The organism is Streptomyces sp. NPDC026673 (assembly GCF_040638135.1).
In the GTDB taxonomy this organism is placed as follows: Bacteria; Actinomycetota; Actinomycetes; order Streptomycetales; family Streptomycetaceae; genus Actinacidiphila.
Window position 1 is genome coordinate 199,609 of the sequence record NZ_JBEZXR010000004.1, and the last position, 8,542, is coordinate 208,150.

Genomic DNA, 8,542 nt, shown 5'->3' on the forward strand with positions numbered 1-8,542 from the left:
CGCGAGGAGCCCGGCGCGACCTGCGCGCGACGCGAAGCCCGCACCGGGCCGTCCGCACCGCACCCGGTCCCCACGGGTCGGCACGCACGGGGGCCTCCCACCGCTCAGGGGAGACTCTACGTTGATTATACGACCGTTCGTCTACATAGGCGAATCGCCCCGGCGGGCAGGTGACCGAAGCCGTATGTGAGCGTCTCGCGCGAGCGCAGGGGCACCAGAGTTCCCCATGGGGCGAAATGTGCGTAATGACCCATTCAGGTGAACAATGAATCAATGGACGTGGTCTTTGAACCGTCGGTGTATCCGCCGCTCGCGCTCGGCTTCTTCGGCCTGGCCACCGGCTACCTGATCTGGGGATCACAGGAGTTGTTCGGCTGGCCCGCGAGAGACGAGCGGGTGGACCGGGCCATGGGTGTCTGGGGGATCTGGCTGCCGGGCTTCTGCCAGTTCCTGGCGGGCATGATCCTCTTCGTGGGCCTCACCTGGTTCGAGGTCTTCAAGGAGCCGCCGCTCTACATGGCCGCCCTGGCGTTCTCCGCGTACGGCATCCACTGGTTCGCGCTCGGCTGGGACCGCTACCGCGGCAACGACGCACGGGTGAACGCCGGTGTCGCGGTGGCCTACATGGTCCTGTCGGCGCTCGGCGCGACGGTGTTCTTCGGGGCCACCGACTGGCCCGTCGGGCTCGTCTTCATCGGCCTCTTCCTGGTGTACCTGAGCAAGTTCGTCATGTCGGTCGGCGTCCCCGTCGCCGAGCGGGTGATGGGGCTGTTCCGCCTGCTGACGGCCGCCTGGCTGCTGTACCTGACCTTCGCCGTCGTGGTCGACTTCACCATCGGGTACCACTGGCCGACCTGAGGTGTGCGGCCGTGGCCCGGCGCGCCGCAGGGGCGGCACGCCGGGCCACGGGGGCGTGAACCGTCAGCCGTCCACCAGCCCCAGGCGGAACAGGCTCTCGGCGGTGTCGAGGACGGTCGTCTCCACGGCACGGGGCTGCCAGCCCAGGACGGCGCGTGCCTTGTCCGTGCGGAGCACCGGCACCTTGCCCAGCTGACTCACCGACTCGCGCAGTGCCGGGTCGGTGCGCGCGCCCTCCCGCACCTCGTCGGCGGTGAGTTCCCGGGCCGGCACCTTGGCCGCGCGCTCGCCCAGTGCGTCCTTCAGGACCCGGGCCATTCCGAAGAAGCTCGTCGCCGTGCCGCTGCCGATAAGGAAGCGCTCGCCCGCGGCGGCCGGTTCCGTCATCGCCCGCAGGTGGACGTCCGCCACGTCCCGCACGTCGGCCACGTCGAAGTACTGCGGCGGAACCACCGGCATGGCCCCCTCCAGCATCGCCTTGACCAGCGCCACCGAGACGGACAGATGCCGGTTCAGGACGGGCCCGAAGATGCCCGGGGGATTGATCACGGACAGTTCGAGGTCGCCGCCCTCGGCCGCCGCGAAGTCCCAGGCGGCGCGCTCCGCGACGGCCTTGGACTTGATGTAGGGGGTCAGGTCGTCCTCGGGGTTCGTCCAGTCGTTCTCGTCGTAGACGCCGCCGTCCTTGCCGCTGTAGCCGACGGCGGCGAAGGACGAGGTGAGGACGACGCGCCGGACGTCGTGGTCCCGCGCGGCCCGCAGCACGCGCAGGGCACCGTCCCGGGCGGGGACGATCACCTCGTCCTCGTGCCGGGGTTGAGCGGCGGGGAAGGGGGACGCCACGTGCAGGACGTGGTCGCAGCCCTTCACCGCCTCCGCCCATCCCTCGTCGGCGCCCAGATCGGCGGCGACGATCTCCAGCCGTTCGCCGGGGGCGGAGCCCCGGAGGGCGGCCGTCGCCCGGATCCCCTCCGCGCGGTCGAGCGACCGGACGGTGGTGCGCACCCGGTGACCGGAGCGCAGCAGCGCGTCGATCACGTGCGAGCCGAGGTAGCCGTTGCCGCCCGTCACCAGGACCGGTCGGTCGCCGGGGGTCATGTCGTACATGGGTGCTCTTCTCTATCTCAGGTCGGGCACCGTGCGCGTGAGTTCCTCCACGGCACGTTGCTCGGCGTTCGCGTCGCCCCGCTCACGCGCGTCCCACAGATCGGTCTTGAGCCGCAGGTACCGCAGGCGGACCCGCATCCGCTCGAGCTCCTCGGCCACCCGGTCGGCGTTGCGCCGGAACAGGTCGCGCAACTGCGCGGCCCGGTCGGCGTCCGCCTCCCCGTCGAGGTGACGGAGGTAGGCGTGCATGTCGCGCACGCTCATCCCGGTCGCCTTGAGGCAGCTCAGTGCCTCGATCCTCTCGACCACGGAAGCGCTGTAACGGCGGTGTCCGCTGCTCTCGTCACGGGGAACCGGGCCGATGAGGCCGATCTTCTCGTAGTAGCGCAGCGTCGGCTCCGAGAGGCCGCTCCGTCGCGACACTTCCTGGATCGACACCGGCGGGGCGTCTGTCATAGCCACGTCCTCAGTCTTCGAAACCTCAAGCGCTTGAGGTCAAGCGTGGGGGCGCGCACGTGTCCGGGGTCACCTTGAACCGGCCCGGGCGCGTCGCCCCGGCGGCCGGCGTGCACGGGGAACGCGGCCGCCGGCACCGCCGCGGCGTGGGACGGGACGGCGAACCGGCTGTCACGGCGGGCATCGTGAATGTCCCCCACGGGCCTCACCCCGAAGAGCGAGTTAGTGTAGCCTTACCTAAACTTTGATGCAGGGTGCTGGTCGCCGACGGCCGGAGGGGTTCGCGGGGTGGGAACGAAGGTGCCGCCGGGGCGTGATGTCCTGCTGCGGGCAGTCAGGAGCCGACGCAGGGACGTCGCCGTCGGCGCCGTCCTGGGCGCCGGCCATCAGTTCGGGGAGGCGCTCGTCCCCGTCCTCATCGGCCTCGTCATCGACCAGGCGGTATCCGAGGGAAACGGACGCGCGCTGGTCGCCTGGCTCGCGGTACTGGCCGTGGTGTACGTCGGGCTCTCCTTCAGCTTCCGCTTCGGCGCCCGCGCCGGGGAACGGGCCGCCGAACTGGCCGCGCACGACCTGCGCGTCGCCCTCGTACGGCGCGTCCTCGACCCCCGCGGCGGCGCCGAGCGCGGCCACCTGCCGGGTGAACTGGCCAACACGGCCACCGAGGACGCCAAGCGGGTCGGCGCCGTCAACATGGCGGTGATGACCGGGATCTCGGCACTCACCGGACTCCTGGTGAGCGCCGTCGCCCTGCTGCGGATCTCCGTGGTCCTGGGCCTGGTCGTCCTGCTCGGCACGCCGTTGCTGCTCTGGCTCGGGCACTTGCTCAGCAAGCCCCTGGAACGGCGCAGCGAGGCCGAGCAGGAGCGGGCCGCGTACGCCTCCGGCGTCGCGGCGGACCTGGTGGCGGGGCTGCGGGTGCTCAAGGGCATCGGGGCGCAGGCCGCGGCCGTCGAGCGCTACCGGCGCACCAGCCGGGCCTCGTTGGGCGCCACCGTGCGGGCGGCGCGCGCGGAGGCGTGGCAGAGCGGCGTCGTGCTCACCCTCACCGGAGTCTTCATCGCGGTGGTCGCGCTCATCGGCGGACGGCTCGCCGCGGCGGGCGACATCACGCTGGGGCAACTCGTGTCGGCCGTCGGTCTGGCGCTGTTCCTGCTGGGACCGCTGGAGGTGTTCGCCTGGGTCAACACCGAGTTCGCCCAGGGCCGGGCCTCCGCGGGACGCATCGCGGCCGTACTCGCCGCGGAGCCCGACGTGCTGCCCGGCGCGGGCACGCTGCCGGAACCGGTGCGCGGCGGCCTGCGGTTGCGCGGTGTCAGCCTCGGCGCGCTGCGCGAGGCCGACCTCGAGGTCCGGCCCGGCGAGCTGCTCGGCGTGGCCACCACCGAACCGGCCGCGGCACAGGCCCTGCTCGAGTGCCTCGGCCGTACCGCCGACCCCGAGGCGGGCGTGGTCGAACTGGACGGCGTGCCGCTGCCGGAGCTCGATCCGGCGCGCCTGCGCACCGCGGTCCTGGTCGCCGCGCACGACGCCGACCTGTTCGAGGGCACCCTCGCCGACAACCTGGGCGGTACGGGCGACATCGACGTCGGTGTCGGCGCGGACATGGGCGCGGACATCGGCGCGCACGTCACGGCGGACATCGACGGCGCCCTCGCCGCCGCCTGCGCCGACGAGGTCGCCCGGGCCCTGCCGCTGGGCACCGCGACCGAGGTCACCGAAGGCGGCCGCTCGCTCTCGGGCGGCCAGCGCCAGCGGGTCGCCCTCGCCCGCGCCCTCGTCGCCGAGCGGCCGGTCCTCGTCGTCCACGACCCCACCACGGCGGTCGACGCCGTCACCGAGGCCCGCATCGCCGCCGGGCTGCGCGAGCACCGCCGCGGCCGTACGACGCTGCTGGTCACCAACAGCCCCGCGCTGCTGTCCGTCACCGACCGCGTCGTGCTCCTCGACGGGGGCCGGGTGGCCGCGGACGGCGCGCACGACGACCTCATACACGGCGACGCGACCTACCGGACGGCGGTTCTCGCATGACGACGGCATCGGGATCCGCGGCGCGCGAGCTGCTGCCCACGGCGACCCCCGCCAGGACCCGGGCGGCCGTACGCGAACTGCTGCGCCCGCACAAGGCGCTGGCCGCGGGCGGCGCCGCGGTGATGGTGGCGGCAACCGCGGTCGGGCTGCTGACGCAGCCGCTGCTGGGGTACATCGTCGACCTGGTGACGGACAAGCGCCCGGCCGGCGCGCTGACGCTCCCCGTGGTGCTGCTGGTGCTCGTCGCGGTGGCCCAGGGCGTGGCCACGGCGTCCGGCATGTCGCTGGTGTCGCGGCTCGGGGAGACGGTGCTGGCCGAGCTGCGGGAGCGCTTCGTCGAACGGGCGCTGTCGCTGCCGCTCGACAGGCTCGAGCGGGCCGGTTCGGGCGACCTCAACGCCCGTGTCACGCGGGACGTGTCGCGAGTCGCCGAGGCGGTGCGCACGGCGCTGCCGGAGCTGGTCCGGTCGGGGCTGTCGATCGTGCTGACGCTGGCGGCGCTCGCGGTACTGGACTGGCGGTTCCTGCTGGCCGCGCTGCTCGCGGTGCCCGTGCAGGCGCACACCGCGCGGTGGTACGTACGCAACGCCACGCCGCTGTACGCCAAGGAGCGCATCGCCACCGGCGCCCAGCAGCAGCAGCTGCTCGACACGATCGGGGGCGCGGCGACCGTGCGCGCCTACCGGGCCGAGGCCCGGCACACCGCGCGGGTCACCGAACGGTCGGACGAGGCCGTCGGCCTGACGCTGCGCGGGGTGCACCTCGTGCTGCGCTTCTACAGCCGGCTGCACGTGGCCGAGTACACCGGTCTGGCCGCCGTCCTGGTCACCGGTTTCCTGCTGGTCCGCGGCGGTTCCGCCTCGATCGGCACCGCGACGGCCGCGGCGCTGTACTTCCACAGCCTCTTCGGCCCGGTGAACACCGCGCTGGTGCTGCTGGACGACGCCCAGTCCGCGACGGCCGCCCTGGCCCGGCTCGTCGGCGTCGTCGACGAGCCGGACCCCGCGACCGCGACCGCGGAGCGGGAGGCGTCCGCGGGTGCGGGGGCCGCCGGTGCCCCGGCCGTCACCGTCGAGGGCGTCGGCCACGCCTACGTCCCGGGCCGGCCGGTGCTGAGCGATGTGGACCTCGTACTGCGGCCGAAGGAGAAGGTCGCCCTCGTCGGCGCCAGCGGCGCGGGCAAGACCACTCTGGCCAAGATCGTCGTCGGCATCCACCGGCCCTCGTCCGGCCGGGTCGACGTCGGCGGCGCGGAACCCTCCGAGACCGGGCGCACGGTGGCCCTGGTGACGCAGGAAGTACACGTCTTCTCCGGCCCGCTCGCCGAGGACCTGCGCCTGGCCCGGCCGGACGCCACCGACGAGGAGCTGTGCGAGGCACTGGAGCGGGTCGGCGCCCTCGGCTGGGCGCGGGCGCTGCCCGAGGGCCTCGAGACGGTCGTCGGCGAGGGCGGCCACCGGCTGACCGCCGACCGATCACAACAGCTCGCCCTCGCACGGCTGGTGCTGGCCGACCCGCCGGTCGCCGTCCTCGACGAGGCCACCGCGGAGGCCGGCAGCGCCGGCGCCGGACTGCTGGAGGAGGCCGCCGAGCGCGCGCTCGAGGGCCGTACCGCCCTGGTCGTCGCCCATCGGCTCAGCCAGGCGGCCTCGGCCGACCGGGTCGTGGTGATGGAGGACGGCCGCGTCGCCGAGAGCGGCACCCATGACGAACTGCGCGCCGCGGGAGGGCCCTACGCCGCCCTGTGGCGCGCGTGGGCGGAGAACCGCAGCACCACCGGGCCGTAGCCGGCCGCGGCCGCCGCCTCGCGCCCCGCCGCCCCCCGCAACAACCTGTCCCGACCCCGTCCCGTACAGGGACACGAAACGAAGGATCATCCGATGCCCCGCGCCACCAGAGCCACCCGGTTCGCCGGACTGCTCGCCTCCGTACTGATGCTCGTCGGCGCGGTAGCCGCCTGCGGCTCCTCCGACTCGCCCTCCGACGCGTCGAAGCCGGGGTCCGGCTCCACCAAGGCGTCGGCGAGCAAGGCCTTCCCCGTCACCATCGCCCACAAGTACGGCAGCACCACCGTCAAGGCCGAGCCCAAGCGCGTGGTCACCGTCGGCCTCACCGACCAGGACGCCGTTCTCGCCCTCGGCACCGTCCCGGTCGGCACCACCGAGTGGATCGGCGGCTACAAGGGCGCCGTCGGCCCGTGGGCCCAGGACAAGCTGGGGTCCGCCGCCGCGCCGACGGTCCTGAAGGACACCGGCACCGGGCCGCAGGTGGAGAAGATCGCCGCGCTCAAGCCGGACCTGATCCTCGCGCTGTACTCGGGCCTGACCAAGGCCCAGTACGACACCCTGTCGAAGTTCGCCCCGGTGGTCGCCCAGCCCAAGGAGTTCAACGACTACGGCATCCCGTGGCAGCAGCAGACCGAGACCATCGGCAAGGCGCTCGGGAAGCCCGACGAGGCGAAGAAGCTCGTCGAGGGCGTCGAGGCGAAGTTCGCCGAGGCCAAGAAGGCCAACCCGGCCTTCGCCGACGCCACCGCCGTGATGGCGACCCCGTACGAGGGCACCTTCGTCTACGGCAGCCAGGACGCCCGTTCGCGGCTGCTGGCCGACCTCGGCCTGAAGCTCCCCGCGGACCTGGACAAGGTGATCGGCGACCAGTTCGGCGCCAACATCAGCAAGGAGCGCACGGACCTGCTCGACCAGAGCGTCGCCGTGTGGATCCTCCCCGACGCCACCAAGGCCGTGACCAAGCTGCACCAGAACAAGCTGTACGCCGACCTGAAGGTGGTCAAGGAGGGCCGCGAGGTCTTCGTTCCGGAGACCGGCGACTACGGCAACGCCGTGTCCCTGTCGACCGTGCTGAGCATCCCCTACGTCCTGGACCGCCTGGTACCGCAGCTCGCCGCCGCGGTGGACGGCGACCCGGCCACGAAGGTGGAGCAGCCCGCGTCCTGATCGCCGCGTCCCGCGGTGCTCCGTGCGCCGCCGGACCGAAGCCGGGTAACCCGGGGCCGGGGCCCGCTCTGTGCGCAGAGCGGGCCCCGGCCCGTTTGCGTCCCGCGCACACCGGCCGTGCGGGATCGGGATGGAGCGGGCACCGCGTCCCGCCGGTCGGCACGCCAACTACCGGGCGTCGGTGGCCGGTCGGTCCCCGGCGATACGTTCGAGCAGGTCCCGGGCCTCGACGGTCCGGCGATGGTCCGGGCCGAACTTCGCCAGGCACGCATCGTGCGCGGTCTCGGCCCGGCTGCGGGCCTCGCGTTCGCGGCCGAGCCCGTGGAGGGCGGTGGCCATGGCCAGTTCGACCGCGCCGGTCTCCGGGCGGTGCTCTTCCGCGGACATGCCGCGGCACAGGCCATCCGCGCGTTCCGCCTCGGCGAGAGCCTCTTCGTGACGGGCCTGGGCGTTGAGGCTGCGGGCCAGCCCGAGCCGCAGCACCAGAGTGAACCGGTCGTGTGCCGAATGGGCCGCGAGGGCGTCGCGGACGAGGGCTTCCGCCTCCGGGTGACGGCCCTGAGCGGTGAGCGCGAAGACCAGCCCGTTGCGCGCGGCCGCCGTCAAGTTCGGCATGTCCGGGCCGGTGCCGCGGGCCGCGACCCTTGCGACGGCCCGGCATTCCGCCTCGCATTCGGCGTGCCGGCCGAGCGCCGCGAGCGCCTGCGCGCGATCCGAACGCAGCTTCAGGGTCTGCACGTGCTCGGCACCGAACGTCCTGCCGAAGACGGGCAGCAGCTCGTCGTACGCGGTGACGGCCTCGGCGTGACGGCCCTGGGCCCCCGCCGCCAGGGCGGCGAAGCTCAGGGCCAGCGGTGCGTACGGGGTGCCGCGCCGCCCGGCCCAGGCGGCCGCCACGGCATGGGCCTCGGTCTCCGCCTCGGCGTAACGCCCGGCTGTGTAGAGCGCGATGACCGCGTCCACGGGGGTGGGTTTCGGCCGACCGGCCTCATGTCGGCCGCGCGGCCGGAAGAGTCTCATGCGCGAAGAGTACGGATCAAGCGCCCGCACCTGATGGGGTGGATACCGGGCAGTCCCCGGTGCGTGCACCGCATGGTGACGGAGCATCACGGGGAGGTGGGCAGGTCGTCTCCCCT

Annotated in this window: 7 protein-coding genes; 4 read left to right on the plus strand and 3 right to left on the minus strand. The window is 73.4% G+C overall.

The window, feature by feature from the left end:
- Positions 1–273 precede the first annotated feature (273 nt).
- Entirely contained in the window at positions 274–858 is a 585-nt protein-coding gene (locus AB0F62_RS05310) for a hypothetical protein (protein ID WP_361792375.1), read from the plus strand.
- Positions 859–921: 63 nt separating this feature from the next.
- On the opposite strand, the gene AB0F62_RS05315 is transcribed toward AB0F62_RS05310, so the two are convergent.
- Both AB0F62_RS05315 and AB0F62_RS05320 read right to left on the minus strand, forming a co-directional pair.
- On the minus strand, positions 922–1,965 hold the full coding sequence (locus AB0F62_RS05315) for an aldehyde reductase (protein WP_361792377.1): 1,044 nt from the start codon (positions 1,963–1,965) through the stop codon (positions 922–924).
- A 12-nt stretch (positions 1,966–1,977) separates the two neighbouring features.
- The gene (locus AB0F62_RS05320; RefSeq protein WP_361792499.1) at positions 1,978–2,421 is read right to left on the minus strand and encodes a MerR family transcriptional regulator; all 444 of its coding nucleotides are present in this window, start codon (positions 2,419–2,421) and stop codon (positions 1,978–1,980) included.
- A gap of 288 nt (positions 2,422–2,709) precedes the next feature.
- Between AB0F62_RS05320 and AB0F62_RS05325 the strand changes: the two genes are divergently transcribed.
- The 3 genes from AB0F62_RS05325 to AB0F62_RS05335 all read left to right on the plus strand — a co-directional run bounded on the left by AB0F62_RS05325 (position 2,710) and on the right by AB0F62_RS05335 (position 7,406).
- A complete protein-coding gene (locus AB0F62_RS05325) occupies positions 2,710–4,452 on the plus strand; it encodes an ABC transporter ATP-binding protein (RefSeq protein ID WP_361792379.1) in 1,743 nt (580 codons plus the stop codon).
- Positions 4,449–6,239 carry an ABC transporter ATP-binding protein gene (locus AB0F62_RS05330; protein WP_361792381.1) on the plus strand — a complete coding sequence of 597 codons (1,791 nt, stop codon included), beginning with the start codon at positions 4,449–4,451 and terminating at the stop codon, positions 6,237–6,239. The genes AB0F62_RS05325 and AB0F62_RS05330 overlap by 4 nt, the downstream gene beginning before the upstream one ends.
- Before the next feature lie 93 nt (positions 6,240–6,332).
- On the plus strand, positions 6,333–7,406 hold the full coding sequence (locus AB0F62_RS05335) for an iron-siderophore ABC transporter substrate-binding protein (RefSeq protein ID WP_361792383.1): 1,074 nt from the start codon (positions 6,333–6,335) through the stop codon (positions 7,404–7,406).
- Positions 7,407–7,574: 168 nt separating this feature from the next.
- Here the strand turns inward: AB0F62_RS05335 and AB0F62_RS05340 are convergent, their stop codons facing one another.
- Positions 7,575–8,426: a tetratricopeptide repeat protein gene (locus AB0F62_RS05340; protein WP_361792385.1), complete on the minus strand. Its 852-nt coding sequence runs from the start codon at positions 8,424–8,426 to the stop codon at positions 7,575–7,577.
- Positions 8,427–8,542 lie beyond the last annotated feature (116 nt).